The 2,368-nt window shown below is 53.4% G+C and carries 3 protein-coding genes; 2 read left to right on the forward strand and 1 reads right to left on the reverse strand.

Annotated elements, in window-relative coordinates; genetic code table 11:
• Positions 1 to 452, forward strand: a 452-nt coding sequence (locus ACTHUE_RS15690; RefSeq protein ID WP_440423948.1) for a shikimate kinase, incomplete at its 5' end; no start/stop codon positions are given.
• A 21-nt stretch (positions 453 to 473) separates the two neighbouring features.
• A complete protein-coding gene (aroB, locus tag ACTHUE_RS15695; protein WP_070607142.1) occupies positions 474 to 1,553 on the forward strand; it encodes a 3-dehydroquinate synthase in 1,080 nt (359 codons plus the stop codon).
• Between the two features lie 126 nt (positions 1,554 to 1,679).
• Here the strand turns inward: aroB and ACTHUE_RS15700 are convergent.
• On the reverse strand, positions 1,680 to 2,368 hold a 689-nt coding region (locus ACTHUE_RS15700), incomplete at its 5' end, for a sensor histidine kinase (protein WP_440423949.1).

Here is a 2,368-nt window from a genome sequence, read left to right on the forward strand (position 1 = left end):
TGGGCAAGCAGCTTGCCCAAATGTTTGAATGCCCGTTTTACGACAGCGACTACGAAATCTGCGCTTCTTCGGGCGTATCCATTCCGACCATTTTTGAGATGGAAGGGGAGGAAGGCTTCCGCAACCGCGAAACCAATATGCTGAAAAAGCTCGCTTCCCGGCGCAACATCGTTTTATCGACCGGTGGCGGCTCCGTGTTGCGCAGTGAAAACAGACAGATTCTGCGCCAAAACGGCACGGTTGTTTATCTGCATGCCAGCCCCGAAACCTTGCTGGAGCGTACCCGTTACGATAGCAACCGGCCGCTGTTGCAAGTTGCCAACCCGTTGGCCAAACTGCAAGAGCTGTATGACCAGCGCGATACGCTGTACCGTCAAACCGCCCATCTCGTCATCGAATCCGACAGCTGCCACAAAACGCTCAAACGGCTGATTGAAATATTGAGCGAATAACACGCTTTACAAAGGAACACCATGCGCACCCTGACTGTCCAAACCCCGTCCCATCAATACCCCATCTTTATCGGGCATAAACTGATTGAGCAGGCCGATACGCTGCTTCAGCCCTATTTAGGCAAAAAAGCGGCCATCATTACCAACGAAACCGTTGCGCCGCTTTATCTCAAGCAGCTCCAGACGGCCTTAGACAGACTGGGTGTGCCGCATTTCAGCATTATCCTTCCCGACGGCGAAGAATATAAAAACTGGCAGACGCTCAACCTGATTTACGATGGCCTGATGCAAAACCGTGCCGAGCGCAAAACCACTTTAATCGCTTTGGGCGGCGGCGTGATAGGCGACATGGTCGGTTTTGCCGCAGCGACTTATCAGCGTGGCGCACCTTTTATCCAAGTACCGACCACATTGCTCAGCCAGGTTGATTCCTCGGTCGGCGGCAAAACCGCCATCAACCATCCGTTCGGTAAAAACATGATTGGCGCATTTTATCAGCCGCAAGCCGTTCTGGCCGATTTGACCGCCCTGCAAACGCTGCCGCAGCGCGAACTTTCCGCAGGCATGGCCGAAGTTATCAAATACGGCGCATTGGGCGATGCCGAATTTTTTGCCTGGTTGGAAGAAAATATGGCCGATCTGATGGCGCAACATCAAGAAAAAATGGCGGAAGCCGTTTACCATTGCTGCAAAATGAAGGCCGATATTGTTGCCCAAGACGAAACCGAGCAGGGCATCCGCGCATGGCTGAATCTCGGCCACACTTTCGGCCATGCCATCGAAGCCGAAATGGGCTACGGCGTATGGCTGCATGGCGAAGCCGTTGCCGCCGGTTGCATCCTCGCTTCCCGTTTGTCGCAAATCTTGGGCAAAACCCAACAAGCCGATACCGACCGCATTGCCGCTTTAATGGATGCCGCCTCCCTCCCGTCTGCGCCGCCTGTTTTCTCCTTTGAAAAATGGATTGAACACATGAGCCACGACAAAAAAGTCAGCAGCGGCATCATGCGTTTTGTCGGCTTGGAATACTTGGGCAAAGCCAATATCACCGAAATTACCGATATGGAAATCCTCCGCCAAACCTTGCAGCCATATTTGTGAGGAATGAAGTAGGTTTGCTTTAAAACCAAAGGCCGTCTGAAAGTCATTTTCAGACGGCCTTTGGTTTTAAAGCGTTTTGATTCATCGGCTTAAAGCTAGATAAACCAATTTGGGCGGGGTAATCATTTAAAGCGTCTTTTTATCCAACTCGGCGATAATCAGCAAGCCGCTGTCAAAGCGTCGGCTGTCGGTCAGTTTCAGACGGCCTTGATGGCGCTTGACAATGGTGTCTGCAATGGACAGACCAAGTCCGGTGCCTTGTTGTTCGGTGCCGAGAATGCGGTAGAAGGGGTCGATAACGCGTTGGCGTTCGCTTGTGGGAATACCGGGGCCGTCGTCCTCCACCCAGATGTTGAGGTATTCTGCGGTTTCATCAAAGCCCAAATCGATGCGGCCGCCTTTAGGGGTATAGCGGATGGCGTTATCGGTAAAGGTTTTGATGAGGGTGTAGATTTCGGTGTCGTCGGCGTGGATTTGGCAGTCGTTTTCAACGGCAACGCCGATGTCTTGACCTTTGGCCAGTGCCAGCGGCATGAGTTCCTGCAAGACGCGGCGGAACTGGTTTTGCAGGCTGATCAAGGTCTTGGGGCGTTGGATTTCGGGTGCTTGGACGCGTGCGAGGGAAAGGAGTTGCTCGAGCAGGTGGCGGTTGCGCTGTATGCTTTGTTGCAACAGGGCGGATTGCTCACGCGCTTCGGCGGACAGCTGCATATTGTTGAGCCGCTCTGCCTGAAGGGAAAGGGCGGTCATGGGGCTGCGCAATTCGTGTGCGGCATCGGCGATAAAGCGTTGCTGTTGGCGGACGTTTTCGTCGG

This window comes from Neisseria sp. P0021.S005 (assembly GCF_051956955.1).

Coding starts and splice junctions, on each gene's coding strand:
- aroB (WP_070607142.1), top strand. CDS start 474: ATGCGCACCCTGACTGTCCAAACCCCGTCCCATCAATACCCCATCTTT.